Source organism: Paenibacillus riograndensis SBR5 (assembly GCF_000981585.1).
In the GTDB taxonomy this organism is placed as follows: Bacteria; Bacillota; Bacilli; order Paenibacillales; family Paenibacillaceae; genus Paenibacillus_AQ; species Paenibacillus_AQ riograndensis.
Genome location: NZ_LN831776.1, coordinates 1,776,112 through 1,793,485, shown reverse-complemented (window position 1 = coordinate 1,793,485; position 17,374 = coordinate 1,776,112). Strand labels below are relative to the sequence as shown.

The following is a 17,374-nucleotide window of genomic DNA, read 5'->3' as shown; positions in this document are numbered from 1 at the left end:
AAAGTTTCATCTTCACAACAGTCTATTCGCGCGCATAACGCTTCGCCTGTACACCTGTCCCCGTCAGCCTCTCTTGCAGCTTCAACAAAAAAAACGCATTCCCGGAAAAGTCCGGAAATGCGTTATACACGCTTGTGTAAGGCAGGGAATAATAACGTCTATCGTTTGCTCGGGTCGTAAGGTTCGCCCAATGCCTTTGGAGCCGAAGAACGTCCAACCGCACTCACCAGAACGATAATGGTTAGTACATAAGGAATCATGAAGATAAACTCCTGCGGGATGTCTTTGGACCATTCGAACAACTGGACATAGTTGCGGATCGCCTGGGACAGGCCGAAAAATACAGCAGCCCCAAAAGCGCCAAGCGGATTCCATTTCCCAAAGATCATCGCTGCAATAGCGATAAACCCCTGACCGGAAACCGTGTTATGGGCAAAGGTGCCCGTGGTCGTAAGCGTAATGGTCGCTCCGCCAATACCCGCCAGCAGTCCGCTCAGCATTACTCCGATATATCTCATCCGGTTTACGTTGACACCGAGTGTATCTGCAGCACTTGGATGCTCCCCTACAGAACGCAGACGAAGGCCAAACGGAGTTTTGAAGAGCACAAAATAAATCACAATAACCAATATAATCGCAAGATATGTCGTGGGATAGGAGTTGAATATTCCCTCACCGATGACCGGAATCTTGGAGAGTCCAGGAATAGCCACTTTATTGAACCCATCCAGCAGCGGCGTTTCGCCGGCTCCTTCAAAGATCAGCTTGACTACATAAAGGGTGCTGCCCGCAGCCAGAAAGTTGATGACCGTACCGCTGATCGTCTGATCTGCCTTGAATGTAATCGACGCCACCGCATGAATAAGCGCGCCAAGCACGCCTACAACCATTGCACACAACACGCCGATCCATGGAGCCCAGTCTCCCATACCGGCATCCTGAGCGTAATATCCGCCTACGGCTGCGGCAAAGGCACCAAACATCATTAAGCCTTCAAGTCCAATATTCACGACACCGGAACGTTCAGAGAAGATGCCACCGAGGGCGGCAAATATCAGCGCTGTGGAAAAAACTAGCGTTGTATTGAGCAATTGGCCTAATATCTCCATCTATAACACCTTCTCTTTCTTGCGCTTGAAGTAGAACGGTTTGAGCACCCAGCGCACAATTCCTTGTGCCGCAATGAAGAAAATAATGGAACCAATAACGATTCGGATCAGCTCAGGAGGAACATCCGCCCCAAAGCTCATGCCCGCTGATCCATAGGTCAGCGTACCATAGAGAATCGCAGCCAAAATTACTCCAAGCGGATGTGTCAAGCCCAGCAAAGCAACGGCAATGCCGTCAAAGCCATAACCGGGAGAGGCCGCAAACACAGATTGATAGTGGAACACGCCAAGCACTTCCCCTGCCCCGGCAAGACCGGCAAACACACCGCTGATGAACATGGCCTTCATCACATTGCGGCCAACATTCATTCCTGCGTATTCTGCAGCATGCGGGTTCAGGCCGACAGCACGCATTTCATATCCCTGTTTGGTCTTCCATAGGTACACATAGAAGAACACTGCTGCAGCAAGCGCGATCACTGTTCCCCAGTGGAGCCGGGCATTATCAAACACGGAATTCAGAAATGTCATCGAGAGCGAAGCCGGGATATCCTCAGAACGGTTCTGCCCTTGAAGCAGCAGAAAGGATCTGACAATATAGTTAGACAGGAACAGCGCAACCCAGTTGAGCATGATGGTAGTAATAACTTCATTAATTCCGCGTTTCGCCTTCAGGTACCCGGCAATCCCCGCCCAGAGGCCGCCACAGACCCCGGCAATAATAACAGCCAGCGGTACAAGCACGAAGCTTGGCAGAGTCCCGGCAAACTTGATGCCAACCACAGAAGCGGCTGTCATGCCAATGAGCACTTGACCGTCAGCGCCAATATTAAACATTCCTGAACGGAATGCAAAGGCTACTGCAAGTCCTGTGAACATCAGTGGGGTCATCTCACGGATAGCCTCACCAAAATCATACGGGGTGCCAAATACGCGTTTGAACAGCGCAGAGTATGCAGCGATAGGATCGTATCCGCCCACCAGCATAACGATAGCCCCCACCAGAAAGCCCATTACAATTGCAACTAGCGGAACGATGTAGCTGTCGGTCGCAAATATTTTTCTGAGTCTAGACATCCGCATGGCCTCCCCGTTTCAAGCTTCCCGCCATCATCAGACCCAGTTCCTGATCGTTGGTATCCTGCGGGAATACTTCACCGACAATCTGGCCTTCGTAAATGACGGCGATTCTGTCAGATACATTCATGATTTCATCGAGTTCAAAAGAAATTAGCAGCACCGCTTTGCCCTGGTCCCGCTGGGCAATCAGCTGCTTCTGCACAAATTCGATTGCACCGACATCAAGACCGCGCGTCGGCTGGGCCGCAATCAGCAGTGTCGGATTTTTGTCTATTTCCCGCGCAATAATCGCTTTCTGTTGGTTACCTCCTGACAAGGAGCGCGCTTTGTTCTCAATGGAAGGCGTTCGGACGTCAAACTGCTTGACCAAATCCTCAGCATGCTGATCAATGACTTCTTTGTTCAAGAATCCATTCTGGTTGTATGGACTCTTATAATACGTCTCCAGCACCATATTCTCGCTGACTGTAAAGTCCAGTACGAGGCCATGTTTGTGACGGTCTTCCGGAATATGGGAAACATTCATTTCAGAGACTTTCCGCGGACTCAGGTTAGCAATCTCTTTGCCTGATACAGTAATGGAACCTGAATCAATCTTGCGAAGCCCCGTAATCGCCTGAATCAGCTCGCTTTGTCCGTTGCCGTCAACTCCTGCTATTCCGAGGATCTCGCCAGCCTTCACTTCAAAACTGAGGCCATTTAAAACTGCCACCCCTTCTTTGCTCTTGCTGCTGACATTTGTCAACTTAAGCACGCTTGAGCCAATATGGGGATTCTGCTTCTCCACCTTGAAGGTTACCCCGCGTCCGACCATTTTTTCGGCCAGTTCGTTGGGATTGGTGCCGGCTGTCTTTACAGTATCAATGACCTTGCCCCGGCGGATGATGGTAACCCTGTCGGAAATCTCCATGATTTCTTTCAGCTTATGTGTAATCAGAATGATGGACTTGCCCTCTGCAACGAGCCGCTTCATAATCGCCATCAGTTCCGTGATTTCCTGTGGCGTAAGCACAGCGGTAGGCTCGTCGAATATTAGTATATCCGCACCGCGGTACAGGGTCTTCATAATCTCTACCCTTTGCTGCATGCCGACCGAAATGTCATGAATTTTGGCATTTGGATTGACTTGGAGGCCATACTGCTCCGATAGCTTGCGAACCTGCTCCGCAGCGGATTTATAGTCGATTTTAAGACCTTTTTTCGGTTCCATGCCCAGAACAATGTTCTCGGTTACCGTAAAAGGCTCTACAAGCTTGAAATGCTGGTGAACCATTCCAATGCCAAGCTCAATCGCTTTATTGGGGTTATCGATAATAACCGGTTTCCCGCCGATTTCGATGCTGCCCTCATCGGGCTGATACAGTCCGAAGACGATATTCATCAAAGTGGATTTGCCTGCTCCGTTCTCACCAAGCAGTGCATGAATTTCTCCTTTTTCGAGCGTAAGACTGATTGAGTCGTTCGCAACGATACCGGGAAAGCGTTTTGTGATTTGCTTCAACTCTACAACAGGAGCCGCAGCACTCATGGAATCACCCTCATCACAGAATATTATTGCCTTATAGACACGGCTGTACCGCCCCCTGAAGGACGGTACCACTGTGTTGAACCTATTGCCGGATGACTGTCTCTAACAAGGAACAAGGCCAGCTCAATAACCGGCCTTGTCCCTTGTTCATTATTGTAATGCAAGAAACGTCAAGTTAGTATTACTCGGAAGGAACTTTGATTGTTCCATCGATGATTTGTTTGGTGTATTCGTCAACCTTGGCAAGAATATCAGCGGATACGTTAGCCTTGGAAGTTTCAGGAAGGCCTACACCGTTGTCTTTCAGACCCAGTACAGTTGTAGTGCCGCCTTTGAAGGTTCCGTCAATAACCTGCTGGGAAACTTTCTTAACCGCTTCGTCTACACGTTTGATCATGGAAGTCAGTGTTACATCATCGCCAAACTCCAGGGATTGGTCTTTGTCTACACCGATTACCCAAACTTTAGCGCCGCCTGCTTTGTTGCGGGATTTAGCTTCGTTGAATACACCGTTGCCAGTTGCGCCTGCAGCAGGGAAGATGATGTCATTGCCATCATTGTACAGGGTCGCAGCCAGAGACTTACCAATGTCTGGCTTGTCATACGCACCAGCGTATGTGATTTTCACTGTTGCCTTAGGGTTAACAGCTTCTACGCCAGCTTTGAAACCAACTTCAAAACGTTTGATAACCGGGCTTTCCATACCGCCGATGAAGCCTACTTTGTTGGTTTTTGTAGTCAGGCCTGCAACCACACCAACCAGGAAGGAACCTTCATTCTCGGAGAAAGTTACGGATTCAACGTTAGGAGCATCTACCACGCTGTCGATGATTGCAAGGTTGGCATTCGGATTCTCAGTAGCAACCTTCTTAATAGCATCGCCAAGGTCAAAACCGATACCCCAAGTCAGGTTATAGCCGCCTTTAACGAACTGGTTCAGGTTCGGCTCGTAGTCTGCATTGGATTTACTTTGCAGATACTTGATATCAATGCCGGTTTCCTTTTGAAGAGCCTGCAGAGCTTCCCAAGCAGATTGGTTAAACGATTTGTCATTTACGCCGCCTACGTCGGTAACCATACCTACTTTAACGTCGGTTTTGGGAGCTTCCGTTGGCGCTGCTGTTGCTTCAGCTGGCGCATTGGTTGCTGTTCCGGCGTTTTTGCCTCCTGCGTTGCCGGAGTTGTTGTTGTTGTTTCCGCAGCCTGCCAGAACGACAGTGAATGCCAGCAACATAACAAGAGAAAGTTGGTAAAACTTCTTCATCGAGTGTGATCCCCCTTAAAAAATTGGATGTCTTCTGTGTTCTGCTTGGACATACCATTAAGTCAAATTATAACTGGTAAAAAACCTAAAATCCAGTCCATTAATGACCTCAGGTCAATAATAATTTGCATTTTCCCACAAGAAATCGCTTACTATTACATTGTATGTCAATAAAATGATCAAACTATGTCAGAAAGGCTCAGATAAGCTTGATTTATTTCGGTTCATTATATATATTATTGCACAGTTATGAGTTTTCTATTATCATGGATGACTACATATTGTAGAAAAGGGAGTACTGTATAATGGATGATCAAAACCAACCCCAAGCTGCACCGGACTTCAAATACTGCCGGGAATCCCGCGTGTTCAAGACAAGCCGTGTATTCCCGAATGATGTCAATAATCATAAGACGCTGTTCGGCGGCAAGCTGATGAGTACGATTGACGAAGTGGCCTCCATCTCTGCAATGCGCCACTGCCGCACGAATGTCGTAACCGCCTCAGCGGACTCTGTTGACTTTCTCCTGCCCATTAGGCCCACTGATTCTGTGTGTTTCGAATCCTTCGTCTCCTGGACAGGCAGAACCAGCATTGAAGTCTTTGTCAAAATCATCTCGGAAAACCTGTATACCGGCGAACGCGCAGTTGCCGCCACCTCCTTCCTCACCTTCGTAGCCGTCCATGAAGACGGCACCCCGGCTCCGGTACCCGCGGTCGTTGCCGAGACCGATGAAGAGAAGCTCATCAGCGCCTCAGCAGACCAGCGTTCCGAGCTGCGCAAGATCAGAAGAACAAGCAGCAAATTGCTGGCATCTCAACTGAGTACAACGAAATACTGGGAGTAAAGTAATTATCCAAAGCACTTTCAAACGCCCAAAAAAAAGCACCGTCGCACGGGATATCCCGCAGGCGGTGCTTTTCGGTTACTTCTAATGCTTACGCGTTGATCTTCTCTTTGGCTACAACAGCCAGGGAGTTGAATGCGTTAAGGTCGTTTACTGCCAGGTCAGCCAGCATCTTGCGGTTCACTTCTACGCCAGCCAGTTTCAGGCCGAATACCAGCTTGCTGTAGGAAAGACCGTTCAAACGGGCTGCAGCGTTGATACGGACGATCCACAGTCTGCGGAAGTTACGCTTAGTCTGACGACGGTCACGGTATGCGTACAGCATCGATTTCATTACCTGCTCATTGGCAGTTTTGAAAATGCGGTGCTTGGAACCAAAATAACCTCTTGCCAGCTTCAGTACTTTTTTATGTCTACGACGAACTACAAATCCGCCTTTAACTCTTGCCATATTAATAAACCTCCCAAAAATGTGTGATAAAACTATTTCAAGTTAGCGAGTCCTTGTTTCAAGCGTCTTACATCCCCAGGGGCCATAACCGGATTGCCGTTCAGAACGCGTTTTGCACGTTTCGATTTGTGGGAAAGCAAATGATTCTTGTGAGCTTTGTAACGCAGTACTTTGCCGGATCCGGTAATCTTGAAACGGCCTTTCAGACTGCTGTGGGTTTTCATTTTAGGCATGGTGTTTCCTCCTTGAATATTATGCGGCGCCAAATTGCTGTGCAAGTGACTCCAAATTTATTGGGCTTTGGGAGCCAGGATCATAATCATGCTGCGTCCTTCCAGCTTGGGCTGGCGCTCCACAACAGAGATATCTTCCACTTCGCTCTTCACACGTTCCAAAATCTTCTGGCCGATGCTGGCGTGGGTAATCTCACGTCCGCGGAAGCGGACAGAGCATTTCACTTTGTCGCCTTCGCCCAGAAACTTGATGACGTTGCGGAACTTGGTCTGATAATCATGTTCCTCGATGTTGGCACGGAACCAGACTTCCTTGATATCCACGATCTTCTGGTTCTTGCGTGCTTCCTTCTCTTTCTTCTGTGTTTCATAACGGAACTTGCCGTAATCCATGATGCGGCATACCGGCGGCTTCGCCTGCGGTGCTACGTTGACTAAATCCAGATTAAGATCAATCGCCATCTGCAACGCTTCGCGGATCGGTTTGATACCGATTTGCTCGCCTTCCGCTCCAACCAACCGAACTTCTTTGGCCCGAATTTCATCATTGATCATATGTTCCTTACTGATAATACTCCACCTCCGGATCTTCTTGGGAAATCAATTCTGCGGTTCTCCATAAAAAAGGGGTGCCGGTAACTCCCGACACCCCGTTTGATCAACGTTCATGAATTATAACATCCATAAAGCATTGAGATCAAAACCAGCTGGCGGAGGCCAGTCAGGTGAGAAGCCGGTGCTTCTGCTTGCAATCCCTATGTTTTGCATACTTGAATAATATACATCACTCTACAAGCTGTGTCAAGAACTGCAAGTGCATTTCTTGTAAAATGACTCTAATCAGGAAACCTGCTTGCTCTGAACTTCCTCAAGCCGTACGACACGCGTATGCTTTGTATGGCTCCACTGCTTGTTGTTCTGCGTAAAGAACGCATAGAACGTAATGGGATACCAGGAAATCAGATAAACCGGGAAGACCAGCAAATACAGGTAGACTTTCTTGAATTTGACCTTCTCCAGCGCCATTGCGAGCAGGAAGGTCAGGATATTCGCGCCGACTGCAAAATAGCTGAGCCACAAAGGCAGCTGGCCATAAATATTGGCGATATGCGGACCTCCGAACATGGAGTTGTCGACCCACATTACAGCCGTCATCAGGAAGGTCAGCAGCACGATGTAGACATTGGCACCGTACAGTGCCAGGTCAAACTTCGTGAGGCTGCGTTCTTTTATGCTCTGCCACAGCAGAGGAAAGAAATATCTCCGCGCTACTGTGAAGTGACCCTGCATCCAGCGCAGACGCTGTCTGGAGGAAGCCTTGAAGGTCAGCGGCTTCTCGTCGAATACCTTCGCGTCATAATTGAATTTGGGATAGACGCCCTTGGATGCGCTCCGCATCGTAAACTCCAGATCCTCTACCAGGCTTGTCGCTCCCCATCCCATTTCCTTCAGCAGATTGGTTTCGAAACACATCCCCGTTCCGCCAAGGAAGTTCGCCATATTCAGATTATGGCGCGACAGCTGCCAGAGCCGGTTGATGTACCAGTAAGATACGCCATAAGCGGCCGTAATCCAGGAATCCTCCGGATTTTTAGTATCGATGTAGCCTTGAATAACCTTTGCGCCGGAGCAGAGATCATTGTTCATCTCTGTCAGGAACTCTGTATGGGCAAGATTGTCGGCATCGAACATTACGACTGCGTCGTACTGCCGCGGCATGGCCCACAGCTCCTTAAGCATCCATTCAATCGCATATCCCTTGCCGCGCAGATTGGTATTGGTGCGGACACAGGCATTCATGCCGTGCTCTCTTACAATTCTTGCCGTTCCATCCGTACAATTGTCGCAGATGACAAATACATCGTACAGTTCCCGGGGATAATTAAGCTGTTTCAAATTTTCCATCAGCGCCCCGACAACTTCTTCCTCGTTGTGTGCGGCGACCAGTACAGCAAATGATTTTTGCGGAGCAAACTGTGCCTTGTTCTTTTTCTTGTGCAGTCCGAATAACGAAAACGTAAACTGATAGACTGCAATTGCCGCCAAGATCACTTGGAGCGTAACAAACAATGCGTCTGCCATGACCTTTGATGCCCCCTTTTCGAATCTTGATGTTCTTTTGTTTTTTTCTCTCTCTGGCATTGCTGACGTTCTTTCTGACCCTTATGTTGCATTCCTTACAGTAAGACCGCTAGATTTCCCTTTGGCTAAAGCAGGCTTGCCTGTATATTTATCACGTCAAAAGATATGGTCCGGCTGCCGCTGCTGCGGCTCCCTATTTCTCTGTTACCTTTTAAACGCGTTCAGCCTGCTTGAATCATTGTAAGGTGTAAGTGGCTGTGAAGTCAAAACTGGCATTTTCCGAGCTTACCCGAGCTTTTTCTTGAAATGGACTACCTTAAAAAAGTATGATAAAGACAGCTTTATGGCATAGACCGGATTGCTGCAGCTGCGCCAATTATCTTCAGCCGGACTATCGGAGGGACAAGATATGAGACATTTATTCATGAAATTGCATCTCTTGGAGCGGCGCCTGTTCAAGTGGATCAACGGACGATTGCATAACCCATTCCTGAACTTCTGGCTTTTCTATCTGACCCATCTGGGCGGGGCCACAAGTGCCATCGGCATCAATCTGCTGATCTGGGCGCTGTCTCCCCAGCCTTTGAGAACTGTAGGGCTGCAGGCCCTTATTGCCCTGGCGATCAGTCATCTGCCTGTTGCCATCGCCAAGAAGCTCTACCCGCGGGTGCGGCCGTATCTGGCGCTGCCAGGCACGAATACGTTCCATAATCCGCTCAAGGACCACTCATTTCCTTCAGGCCATACTACAGCTATCTTCGCTTCTACCGTTCCTTATATGGTGGCCTTTCCTGTCCTGACCGCCATACTGCTGCCGCTGGCCTGCATTGTCGGATTTTCGCGGATCTATCTTGGACTGCATTATCCGTCAGATGTTGCGGCAGGTGCGGTTATAGGCTCCGGCGTCGCTGCAGGCACCATTGCCCTGTGGTTCTAGCGCCTCTGATGGAACGGCGAATATCATTCACGAAAACAGGTGGATTATACATTGCGCAAAAAAAGAGTACTATTGCTGTCGGAAGGTTTCGGCGCAGGGCACACGCAAGCAGCTTACGCTTTGTCGAGCAGCCTGCGCAAATTGTCGCCTAATCTGCAAACCAAGGTGCTGGAGCTTGGGAGCTTTCTGAATCCCAGACTGGCGCCTCTGATTGTATCGGCATACCGGAAGACGGTGACCTCCCAGCCCAGGCTGATGGGGTATGTGTACCGTCACCAGAAATCATTCAACCGTCTTACCACACTTGCCCTGCACCGCATTTTTTATACACATACGCAAAATATTATGAAGCAGCTGAAACCGGATATTATCGTCTGCACCCACTTCATTCCCAGTGCCGTGGTTTCCCGCCTCAAACGGCTGGACCCGGCCTTCAAGGTCCCGCTGGTCACGGTCATCACTGACTACGATGCACATGCCACCTGGATCAGCCCGGAAGTGGACCGGTATCTGGTCTCCACTCCTGAGGTCAAAACCAAGCTGCGCTACCGCAGCGTCGCTGCAGCCAAAATCCAGGTCACCGGCATGCCGGTCCACCCGAGCTTCTGGGAGCATCCGGGCAAAGCGGATATTCTGGAGCAATTCGGCCTGCAGGATATGCCGACCGTGCTGGTTATGGGCGGCGGCTGGGGCATGATGAACGACGAAGTCATCAATACAGCTTTGGCTGGATGGCGTGATAAGCTCCAGATTATTTTTTGCCTGGGCAAAAATGAGAAGCTGCTGCGTGAGATGCAGGGAAATCCGCTCTACAGCCATCCCAACATCTCCCTGGTCGGCTTCACGCGTGAAATCGACAAGCTGATGGAGATCTCCGATCTGCTGGTCACGAAGCCGGGAGGAATGACCTGCAGCGAAGGCCTGGCCAAGGGGATCCCCATGCTGTTCTATGACCCGCTGCCCGGCCAGGAAGAAGAGAACTGCCGTTATTTCACGGCGGCAGGACTGGGCGAACCGGTAACTTCACTGAAGGTGGTCGACAGGTGGATGGAACGGCTGCTCTACAGCTATGATGAGGTGCAGGCCAAACGGCAAAGCCATCTGGATGAAATCGCCCGCTTCCATCCCTTGCAGAGCGCCCAGAGCATTATTGATATGCTGGAATAACGCCGGCAAGAACAGCGAATCCTAAGCAAATATATAGTATTATGAAGAACAAAACGGCTGCACCCTCCTTCATTGGACAGGCAGCCGTTTTTGATTTTAAGCTCAGGAGCTTGATGCCTCTTGAGGTTATGCGGAACGTTCCTTTCCCATTCGTCCAGCTTCCCCGCTTACCGGCAAGCGATAGTTGGAAAAAGGATAACTAATTTGCCCCAGTACCATGTCCTCCGCAGATTAAGTGGAAAAAGGTACACTAATTCAGCCCATTTCGCCCATGGTGGAGTAATACAGCCCAATTAAGTTTCCTTTTTCCACTTAAATCTCTCGATTGTTGATTTTCGGGAAGAATAAGTTCCCTTTTTCCAACTAGCCGCTTGTTCACCGACTAGGAACCCGGATTGGCGGCAAGCCCAGTGAAAAGTGTACTTCACTGACCATCATCCCGCGTCCCGATAAATTTCATCCGAAAAGGATAACTCCCTCTTCAGGAAGCTTTTAGCATCCATTCCATCAATTACAGTCGGTACTTATCCAGGCGGGTGGCCTGGTAGCGCGCCAGTGCTTCCGCACCCACAATGGCCTCGCAGCGGTGAATATTAACTCCGCGGCCAAAAAATTTGGTCTCATATTCAGTCATCACATGCTCCTCGTTCATCACTCCGTCCGGATGCAGATCGAGGGAAATATTCTTCATTTGCAGCCCATAGTCAGCAAAGGCATTCAGTGAGAACTCAAACAGGCTGCGCGAATCTGTCTTCAGGTGAATTTCGCCAAGCGGGCTGAGCAGGCCGCGGTATTTGTCGAGAAACCGCGGATGGGTGAGGCGGCGGCGCGCATGTTTGCTCTTGGGCCATGGGTCGCTGAAGTTCAGGTAAATGCGCTCCAGCTCCCCCGGCGCAAACACTTCCTCAGCATAGTTAATATTGGCGAGCGCCACTCTAAGGTTAGGCGGCGTCTCCTGTCCTGCCGGCTCCCAGACCGCCCGGGCCTTCTCTGCCGCACGGCGGATCAGTTCATCGTACATATCAACGCCGATAAAGTTAATATCGGGATATTTGAAGCTCATCCGGCTGATGAACTGCCCCTTGCCCATGCCAAACTCCACATGGATGGGATGATCGTTGCCGAACAGTTCAGACCACTGCCCCTTCAGGCTGCGTGGATCAAGGATGACCAGATCGGTCTGCTCTTCCAGACTTTCACGTATTCCTTTTCTTCCGCGTAAACGCATAAGGTATTCCTCCGCTTTCTCTAATACGTACACTGTCACTTGCAATATTGTGCCGAACTTGTCCGCAAAAGTAAAGGGATTTCACCGAAAAAAAAGGAATTCTCCGCCTGGCCGGGTACGGCCGGACGAAGAACTCCCTTTTGCTGTATTTGGAATTGGGGTCCATGGTTTCATGCAATTCTTAGTCTACTTGGCAGAAGACTTAAAATCAAATGTCTTCTCGAAGGCACTGCGGATCTTGCGCTGTGCTTCAGTCTTGATCTTGTGATTGCCGTTAAATTCAACGCCCGTAAGCGCCAGCGCTTCGTCGGGGGTCAGCTGCACATCAATGGAGCCTTTTCCTTCGGCATAAGCCGTGTGAGAATTCATCGTGATCACCTCTTGATATTATTATGAACCTTGCGACACGAAATTATGAATTCATGATATAGAAATTATGTGGGCTGCAGCGGCTTTTTTACATTTTAAATATAACATAGTGTGTAAGCATTATCAAGATGAAAACGCTATTATTCCTGCCTATTTTCCGCCTCAATTCCAGCGGCCTTCATGTTACGTTGACCGCTGATTTTTGATACAATGGAAAGGTTAAGTAGGAACGGCTTGACCGTCCTTGCAAGGGACGGTCCGTTTCAGCGAGAAATATAAGGATGCTTGATGGCGCGGGACAGATAAATCCTTATATTTTAGAGAAAGGAGTACCGCATGTCCAACCTTCTACAGACCTCCTCTCCACTGCTGTGGGGGGATAAACGTTTCCATACCTGGAATTATGAAATGCGTGAGCATATGGACACCAAAGTGTTCAAAGTCATGCTCGATGCCGGCTTTACCTGTCCCAACCGCGACGGTTCCATCGCCAAAGGAGGCTGTACCTTTTGCAGCGCCAGAGGCTCCGGGGATTTCGCCGGCAGCCGCCGCGATGATCTGGTGACCCAGTTCAATAATGTCCGGGACAGACAGCATCTGAAATGGCCGAATGCCAAATATATCGGTTACTTTCAGGCTTATACGAACACGTATGCTCCAGTCGCGGAACTCAGGGAATATTATGAAGTCATTCTGCAGCAGCCGGGCGTAGTCGGCCTGTCCATCGCTACGCGCCCCGACTGCCTCCCTGATGATGTGGTCGAATACCTGGCTGAGCTGAACCAGCGGACCTACCTCTGGGTCGAAATGGGGCTGCAAACCATTCATGATTCCACCTCTGAGCTGATTAACCGGGCACATGATACGCAGTGCTACATTGACGCTGTCCAGAAGCTCCGCCGTCACGGCATCCGCGTCTGCACGCATATTATTCACGGCCTGCCGCAGGAAACGCATGAAATGATGCTGGAAACTGTGTCAGCGGTGGCGAACATGGACGTGCAGGGCATCAAAATCCATCTGCTGCACCTGATGCGCAAAACGCCGATGGTGAAGCAATATGAAGCCGGCCTCCTGCGTTTTCTGGAACAGGATGAGTATGTGAAGCTGATCGCCGATTCACTTGAGCTTCTTCCTCCGGAAATGATCGTGCACCGCCTGACCGGCGATGCCCCGCGCGATCTGCTGATCGGTCCGCTGTGGAGCCTTAAGAAATGGGAAGTGCTGAACGCCATTGATGATGAACTGATTGCCCGGGATACCTGGCAGGGTAAATACTGGAGGAAGAGCTAATGGGCTTTATGTCGGTCCTTAGCTTTGCTCATAAATTAACGGAGGGCCGCCTTCAGCCGGGCGGCCGGGCGATTGACGCCACCGTGGGCACCGGTGCCGACACGCTGTTCCTCGCCAAAGCGGCCGGGCCGCGCGGCGGGGTGTACGGCTTCGACATCCAGCCTGCGGCGCTGGCTCTGGCCGAAGAGCGCCTGCGGCTGGCCCGGGAGGAAGCGCGGGCGGCGCTGTCTCCCGTAACGCTGCTGCTGCAGAGCCACGCAGCAATGGCGGAAGCCGTTCCGCCGGACTGGCGCGGAACGGTCTCGGCGGTGATGTTCAATCTCGGCTATCTGCCCTCGGGCGATGCCGACAAGACCATCATCACCGAGCCCTCCAGCACGCTGGCCGCGCTGGAGGCCGCGCTCGCGCTGCTGCGGCCGGGCGGCATTATCACGGCCGTCCTCTATCCCGGCCACGAAGGCGGGGACCGGGAAGCCGCCGCCGTGGAAGCCTGGGCGGCAGGCCTCCCTTCCCGCCAGGCGCAGGCCATCGTCTACCGCCAGCTGCAGCGGGCCTCGGCCCCTTACACGCTGGCGGTCGAGAAGAAAAAAGAAGCGGATCTGTAGGTGGCCGTAACCAGGATCGAGCACATTAATACCGGTGAACGGCAGCCGCTATTTTCTTTTTTGACGGGCCGGATGACGAAAAGCCGCAGTTACTCGAATCTGCGCAAAACAGTAAGTAAGCACATTATTCTACAATCGGAAGGAAGATGCAGTGATGACTAAGCCTTATCCTTTAAAATTTCAACCGGAGTTCAAAGAACGCGTGTGGGGAGGCCGGGCCCTGGAGAAATTCGGCCTGGAGCTGCCGGAAGGCCACATCGGTGAAGGATGGATGATTGCCGATCATCCCAATGGCACGTCTTCGGTGCTCAACGGCGAGCTTGCCGGACAAGGATTGGATCAGATCCGCCTGCAGTTCGGCCATGAATGGTTCGGCAGCAAGGGCAGCCCGAAGGACGGCGGCCGGTTCCCGCTGCTGATCAAGCTGCTGGACTGCAATGACAATCTGTCTGTACAGGTGCATCCTACGGATGATTATGAAGAATTGCCAAAGGGAGAACTGGGCAAAACAGAAATGTGGTATGTGCTGGACGCCAAACCGGGCGCCAAAATTATCTACGGCCTTAAAGACGGCGTAACCCGCGAAAGTCTGCGTGAGGCGCTGGAGAGCGGTACGGTCATGGATACCATGCGGGAAATCACTGTCTCGGCCGGTGACGCCTTCTACATCCCTGCCGGAACTGTTCACGCGCTCTGTGCCGGAGTGGTTGTAGCGGAAATTCAGCAGAACTCGGACACTACATACCGGATTTACGACTATGACCGTCCGGGCCTGGATGGCAAACCGCGTGAGCTTCATATCGAGGATTCGCTTAACGTAACCGCTTATGAAGGCGCAGGCGCAACCTCCATGAAGACAGACGGCGCTGTAGCCGGAGAGTGGCTGCAGATTGCCGCTTCCCCCTACTTTATTGTAGAGAAAGGCATCGTAAACGGGGAATGGAGCCTCTCCACCACACCGGACAGCTTCACTATTCTCGTGGTCTGCGAAGGCAGCGGACATCTGACCTGGGAAGGCGGCTCCCAGCCCTATTCGGCCGGAGAATGCTACCTCCTTCCGTCCACTCTTGGGGCTTACGGAATCGAAGGCCACTCCACGGTGCTGCGTTCGTATCTGCCATAAACCATGCCTGTGCCGGCATATATTAACGGGTAAGGCTCAAACTTAGGTCCATGCCACCAAAGCGGTATTGCAGGTAGAATTTAGGGTGTGTCCGCTTTGCTGTTACATTATTGCTCAATCTCCAAGAAGTATGGCTCACAAAACTTTTAGGAGGACCGGGATGAGGGAAAACACTTTTAAGATGACCGATCCGCTGGGGGTCGACATCCATGTGTATGAATGGCTGCCGGAACCGGAGGCGCCGGTCAGAGGGATTGTCCAGATTGCCCACGGCATGTGTGAAACGGCTGCCCGGTATGCCCGGTTTGCAGCGGCGCTCACAGGAGCAGGCTATGCGGTATATGCCAATGACCACCGCGGCCACGGGCAGACTGCAGGCCGGGTTGAGCTGCTCGGCGATACCGGCGAGAATGGATTCTACTGGATGCGGCGCAATCTGCTCCAGCTCGCCGGAATCGCCCGCTCCCGGCATGAGGGCCTGCCGATCTTCCTGCTGGCCCACAGCATGGGCTCCTTTCTGGCACAGAAGCTGATGTGCGAGGAAGGCCGTGACATCTATGCCGGATTCATTCTCAGCGGCACCAACGGGCCGCGCACGATGCTCCGGCTCGGAGAATCACTGGCGGGGCTGCAATTCAGGCTGCAGGGGAAGCGCCACCGCAGTGTTCTGCTGAACGGTATTGTTTTTGGTCCGTATAACCGGTCTTTCACACCGGTGAGGACCGCTTTTGACTGGCTGAGCAGTGATACGCAGGAGGTGGACCGCTTCATAGCTGATCCGTTCTGCGGAGCGATTTGCACCACCCGGTTCTTCCGCGATTTCTTCCGGCTGCTGCGGGATATCCATTCCAGGGAAACGCTGGTTACCCTGTGCAGGGATAAGCCGGTATATCTGTTCGCCGGAGCCAAAGACCCGGTCGGCATGAACGGTCAAGGCGTGCTGCGCCTGGCAGAGATCTACCGGGAGCAAGGAATTTCAGATGTGGAATACAGGCTGTATCCGGAAGGCAGGCATGAAATGCTCAACGAGGTCAACCGGGATGAGGTGACTGCGGATGTGCTGGACTGGCTCGTCCGGCATCTTCCGGCAGAATCCCTGCTGCTTCAGCCGCTTGCTCCTTAGCTATCCGGCATAAACGTATAAAAGACAGGCTTTCCATTCATTCCGGAAAGCCTGTCTTTGCATTTTTCCGCTATAAATCTACTAATGCTCCATTTTTTAACATACCAAATGTGATATGATTCTCTTGTACAACAATGTTCATGAGCAGCAGCTGCACTCCCTAGAGGAGGTGAAGGTAATGGATGTTAAAGATGCTATTACCCTAATGTTCATGTTCGGTATGTTCATATTGGCACTGCTTGGCTACATTAAAAAGAAATAGACCGTACCTGTAAGGTAACGGTCTACTCCAACCAAATAAAACGGGACGACCGGCTGCTCTTCAGCAGTGGTTGTACAACAGGGCTGTGCTGGTGACACAGCTCCTTCTTTTATTGTATTATAGCATAACCCATTTTATTACATAATCCCCGAGGAAGAATGCATCTCCGCCAATGGCTTGTCCAACCCGTATTGAAGCACCTTCTGCGGCCCCTTGCCCCCGCTGCGGCGGAGCCCTTTATCAAGAAAGCCTGCTCTGGAGTAGAGGCTTGCGGCAGCGATATTCCGCTCGTTGACAGCAAGTACAATTTCGCGGACCCAAGGAAAATGAGTGCTGATGAAGTCCGGCAGCACCACCAGTGCGGCTTTGGCTATGCCCTGGCCTTGGCTGGCATAGTTAATCAGGAACGCGCGCAGCAGTATGGCCCCGGTTGTATTGGGGTAAAAGTCCGCAATACCTTCTCCACGGTGAAGGACAAAAAAGCCTACCGCCTGTTCCTCCTGGACAATGACAACCGCAGTTTTGCCGGGATTTGCTACAGCTTCAGACAAAGTCTCTTCCGGCAACCCGGTGAACTCCGCCTGCTCCGGCGGCAGCTCAAAGGCAAGCAGGTCTTCCTTGTACTTTTCTTCATATAAACGCAAAGAAATCTGCACAGCACTGTTCATTCTG

Annotated in this window: 19 protein-coding genes; 8 read left to right on the top strand and 11 right to left on the bottom strand. The window is 51.2% G+C overall.

Going from position 1 to position 17,374, the window contains the following annotated elements:
* Positions 1 to 158 precede the first annotated feature (158 nt).
* The 4 genes from PRIO_RS07825 to PRIO_RS07810 form a co-directional block, all read right to left on the bottom strand.
* On the bottom strand, positions 159 to 1,109 hold the full coding sequence (locus PRIO_RS07825; protein WP_020427382.1) for an ABC transporter permease: 951 nt from the start codon (positions 1,107 to 1,109) through the stop codon (positions 159 to 161).
* Positions 1,110 to 2,186: an ABC transporter permease gene (locus PRIO_RS07820; RefSeq protein WP_020427381.1), complete on the bottom strand. Its 1,077-nt coding sequence runs from the start codon at positions 2,184 to 2,186 to the stop codon at positions 1,110 to 1,112.
* Complete coding sequence (locus PRIO_RS07815) at positions 2,179 to 3,717, bottom strand: ABC transporter ATP-binding protein (RefSeq protein WP_020427380.1); 1,539 nt, start codon at positions 3,715 to 3,717, stop codon at positions 2,179 to 2,181. Before PRIO_RS07815 ends, PRIO_RS07820 begins: the two co-directional genes overlap by 8 nt.
* Before the next feature lie 181 nt (positions 3,718 to 3,898).
* Positions 3,899 to 4,981 carry a BMP family lipoprotein gene (locus PRIO_RS07810; protein WP_020427379.1) on the bottom strand — a complete coding sequence of 361 codons (1,083 nt, stop codon included), beginning with the start codon at positions 4,979 to 4,981 and terminating at the stop codon, positions 3,899 to 3,901.
* 305 nt (positions 4,982 to 5,286) lie between these two features.
* Between PRIO_RS07810 and PRIO_RS07805 the strand changes: the two genes are divergently transcribed.
* Positions 5,287 to 5,829 carry an acyl-CoA thioesterase gene (locus PRIO_RS07805; protein WP_020427378.1) on the top strand — a complete coding sequence of 181 codons (543 nt, stop codon included), beginning with the start codon at positions 5,287 to 5,289 and terminating at the stop codon, positions 5,827 to 5,829.
* Between the two features lie 91 nt (positions 5,830 to 5,920).
* Here PRIO_RS07805 and rplT read toward each other — a convergent pair whose 3' ends face one another.
* From rplT to PRIO_RS07785, 4 genes are all read right to left on the bottom strand, one after another.
* Complete coding sequence (gene rplT, locus PRIO_RS07800) at positions 5,921 to 6,280, bottom strand: 50S ribosomal protein L20 (RefSeq protein ID WP_020427377.1); 360 nt, start codon at positions 6,278 to 6,280, stop codon at positions 5,921 to 5,923.
* Between the two features lie 32 nt (positions 6,281 to 6,312).
* Positions 6,313 to 6,513, bottom strand: coding sequence for a 50S ribosomal protein L35 (gene rpmI, locus PRIO_RS07795; protein ID WP_019912828.1), 201 nt, complete (start codon positions 6,511 to 6,513; stop codon positions 6,313 to 6,315).
* Between the two features lie 57 nt (positions 6,514 to 6,570).
* Complete coding sequence (gene infC / locus PRIO_RS07790; RefSeq protein WP_020427376.1) at positions 6,571 to 7,068, bottom strand: translation initiation factor IF-3; 498 nt, start codon at positions 7,066 to 7,068, stop codon at positions 6,571 to 6,573.
* Positions 7,069 to 7,353: 285 nt separating this feature from the next.
* Positions 7,354 to 8,595 (bottom strand): glycosyltransferase family 2 protein, encoded by a 1,242-nt coding sequence (locus PRIO_RS07785; protein WP_020427375.1) that lies wholly within the window; start codon positions 8,593 to 8,595, stop codon positions 7,354 to 7,356.
* Between the two features lie 409 nt (positions 8,596 to 9,004).
* Between PRIO_RS07785 and PRIO_RS07780 the strand changes: the two genes are divergently transcribed.
* Together PRIO_RS07780 and PRIO_RS07775 are read left to right on the top strand one after the other, a co-directional pair.
* Entirely contained in the window at positions 9,005 to 9,532 is a 528-nt protein-coding gene (locus PRIO_RS07780; RefSeq protein ID WP_020427374.1) for a phosphatase PAP2 family protein, read from the top strand.
* Between the two features lie 51 nt (positions 9,533 to 9,583).
* Complete coding sequence (locus PRIO_RS07775; RefSeq protein ID WP_020427373.1) at positions 9,584 to 10,699, top strand: UDP-N-acetylglucosamine--LPS N-acetylglucosamine transferase; 1,116 nt, start codon at positions 9,584 to 9,586, stop codon at positions 10,697 to 10,699.
* A 511-nt stretch (positions 10,700 to 11,210) separates the two neighbouring features.
* Here PRIO_RS07775 and trmB read toward each other — a convergent pair.
* Complete coding sequence (gene trmB, locus PRIO_RS07770; protein ID WP_020427372.1) at positions 11,211 to 11,927, bottom strand: tRNA (guanosine(46)-N7)-methyltransferase TrmB; 717 nt, start codon at positions 11,925 to 11,927, stop codon at positions 11,211 to 11,213.
* Positions 11,928 to 12,113: 186 nt separating this feature from the next.
* Positions 12,114 to 12,296, bottom strand: a complete 183-nt coding sequence (locus PRIO_RS07765) for a hypothetical protein (RefSeq protein WP_020427371.1) — start codon at positions 12,294 to 12,296, stop codon at positions 12,114 to 12,116.
* 336 nt (positions 12,297 to 12,632) lie between these two features.
* Between PRIO_RS07765 and PRIO_RS07760 the strand changes: the two genes are divergently transcribed.
* From PRIO_RS07760 to PRIO_RS37435, 5 genes are all read left to right on the top strand, one after another.
* The gene (locus PRIO_RS07760; RefSeq protein WP_020427370.1) at positions 12,633 to 13,589 is read left to right on the top strand and encodes a tRNA modification radical SAM protein MnmL/YtqA; all 957 of its coding nucleotides are present in this window, start codon (positions 12,633 to 12,635) and stop codon (positions 13,587 to 13,589) included.
* Positions 13,589 to 14,194 carry a tRNA 5-(aminomethyl)-2-thiouridylate-methyltransferase MnmM gene (locus tag PRIO_RS07755; RefSeq protein ID WP_046501772.1) on the top strand — a complete coding sequence of 202 codons (606 nt, stop codon included), beginning with the start codon at positions 13,589 to 13,591 and terminating at the stop codon, positions 14,192 to 14,194. Before PRIO_RS07760 ends, PRIO_RS07755 begins: the two co-directional genes overlap by 1 nt.
* Positions 14,195 to 14,348: 154 nt before the next feature.
* Positions 14,349 to 15,317: a type I phosphomannose isomerase catalytic subunit gene (locus PRIO_RS07750; RefSeq protein ID WP_046501769.1), complete on the top strand. Its 969-nt coding sequence runs from the start codon at positions 14,349 to 14,351 to the stop codon at positions 15,315 to 15,317.
* A gap of 160 nt (positions 15,318 to 15,477) precedes the next feature.
* Complete coding sequence (locus tag PRIO_RS07745) at positions 15,478 to 16,440, top strand: alpha/beta fold hydrolase (protein WP_020427366.1); 963 nt, start codon at positions 15,478 to 15,480, stop codon at positions 16,438 to 16,440.
* A 115-nt stretch (positions 16,441 to 16,555) separates the two neighbouring features.
* Entirely contained in the window at positions 16,556 to 16,702 is a 147-nt protein-coding gene (locus tag PRIO_RS37435; RefSeq protein WP_407944484.1) for a putative holin-like toxin, read from the top strand.
* Positions 16,703 to 16,839: 137 nt separating this feature from the next.
* Here the strand turns inward: PRIO_RS37435 and PRIO_RS07740 are convergent, their stop codons facing one another.
* The gene (locus PRIO_RS07740) at positions 16,840 to 17,370 is read right to left on the bottom strand and encodes a GNAT family N-acetyltransferase (protein ID WP_020427364.1); all 531 of its coding nucleotides are present in this window, start codon (positions 17,368 to 17,370) and stop codon (positions 16,840 to 16,842) included.
* Between the last annotated feature and the right edge of the window lie 4 nt (positions 17,371 to 17,374).

What these genes read in the sequence shown, in the direction of transcription:
- PRIO_RS07825 (WP_020427382.1), bottom strand. Translation starts at nt 1,109, where the DNA reads ATGGAGATATTAGGCCAATTGCTCAATACAACGCTAGTTTTTTCCACA.
- PRIO_RS07820 (WP_020427381.1), bottom strand. Translation starts at nt 2,186, where the DNA reads ATGTCTAGACTCAGAAAAATATTTGCGACCGACAGCTACATCGTTCCG.
- PRIO_RS07815 (WP_020427380.1), bottom strand. Translation starts at nt 3,717, where the DNA reads ATGAGTGCTGCGGCTCCTGTTGTAGAGTTGAAGCAAATCACAAAACGC.
- PRIO_RS07810 (WP_020427379.1), bottom strand. Translation starts at nt 4,981, where the DNA reads ATGAAGAAGTTTTACCAACTTTCTCTTGTTATGTTGCTGGCATTCACT.
- PRIO_RS07805 (WP_020427378.1), top strand. Translation starts at nt 5,287, where the DNA reads ATGGATGATCAAAACCAACCCCAAGCTGCACCGGACTTCAAATACTGC.
- rplT (WP_020427377.1), bottom strand. Translation starts at nt 6,280, where the DNA reads ATGGCAAGAGTTAAAGGCGGATTTGTAGTTCGTCGTAGACATAAAAAA.
- rpmI (WP_019912828.1), bottom strand. Translation starts at nt 6,513, where the DNA reads ATGCCTAAAATGAAAACCCACAGCAGTCTGAAAGGCCGTTTCAAGATT.
- infC (WP_020427376.1), bottom strand. Translation starts at nt 7,068, where the DNA reads ATGATCAATGATGAAATTCGGGCCAAAGAAGTTCGGTTGGTTGGAGCG.
- PRIO_RS07785 (WP_020427375.1), bottom strand. Translation starts at nt 8,595, where the DNA reads ATGGCAGACGCATTGTTTGTTACGCTCCAAGTGATCTTGGCGGCAATT.
- PRIO_RS07780 (WP_020427374.1), top strand. Translation starts at nt 9,005, where the DNA reads ATGAGACATTTATTCATGAAATTGCATCTCTTGGAGCGGCGCCTGTTC.
- trmB (WP_020427372.1), bottom strand. Translation starts at nt 11,927, where the DNA reads ATGCGTTTACGCGGAAGAAAAGGAATACGTGAAAGTCTGGAAGAGCAG.
- PRIO_RS07765 (WP_020427371.1), bottom strand. Translation starts at nt 12,296, where the DNA reads ATGAATTCTCACACGGCTTATGCCGAAGGAAAAGGCTCCATTGATGTG.
- PRIO_RS07760 (WP_020427370.1), top strand. Translation starts at nt 12,633, where the DNA reads ATGTCCAACCTTCTACAGACCTCCTCTCCACTGCTGTGGGGGGATAAA.
- PRIO_RS07755 (WP_046501772.1), top strand. Translation starts at nt 13,589, where the DNA reads ATGGGCTTTATGTCGGTCCTTAGCTTTGCTCATAAATTAACGGAGGGC.
- PRIO_RS07750 (WP_046501769.1), top strand. Translation starts at nt 14,349, where the DNA reads ATGACTAAGCCTTATCCTTTAAAATTTCAACCGGAGTTCAAAGAACGC.
- PRIO_RS07745 (WP_020427366.1), top strand. Translation starts at nt 15,478, where the DNA reads ATGAGGGAAAACACTTTTAAGATGACCGATCCGCTGGGGGTCGACATC.
- PRIO_RS37435 (WP_407944484.1), top strand. Translation starts at nt 16,556, where the DNA reads ATGATTCTCTTGTACAACAATGTTCATGAGCAGCAGCTGCACTCCCTA.
- PRIO_RS07740 (WP_020427364.1), bottom strand. Translation starts at nt 17,370, where the DNA reads ATGAACAGTGCTGTGCAGATTTCTTTGCGTTTATATGAAGAAAAGTAC.